At 40.5% G+C, this 395-nt stretch carries 1 protein-coding gene; it reads right to left on the reverse strand.

Features of this window, described 5'->3' with window-relative positions; genetic code table 11:
• On the reverse strand, positions 1 to 351 hold a 351-nt coding region (locus HC175_RS19930), incomplete at its 3' end, for a retropepsin-like aspartic protease (RefSeq protein WP_168139825.1).
• Positions 352 to 395 lie beyond the last annotated feature (44 nt).

Below are 395 nucleotides of genomic sequence, written 5' to 3' on the forward strand. Positions count from 1 at the left end.
TTCGGCCTTGTGTTTTACCAGCGCATCATTTACGTGCCTTAGATCAAAAAGCACCAGGTCCACCTTCTTCTTTTTCCATCCCTGGATCTCAATAATATTCTTTTGGGCGATCTGGGTCATCATATTTGTTGCCCCCGCCCCGGCAGCTTTAATATCACTGTCTTCTGCAAGTAATTCGAAGTGAGAAACTGCTTCCATTCCCACGCAGGTGCTCGAAGCCCCTGTGTCAAGGATAAAATTGCCTTCGATTTTATTGATCTTTGCCTTTAAGTCCAGGTGTTGGGTTGCAGTATAGGTAAGGGGGATCTTTTTATATCCTTTTTCTTTCAGAAACTTTTTTAAAGATGCCATTCTTTTCTTTTTTGCCAAAGATAGGTGTATAAAATAAATTATTT

It is taken from the genome of Salinimicrobium oceani (assembly GCF_012037645.1).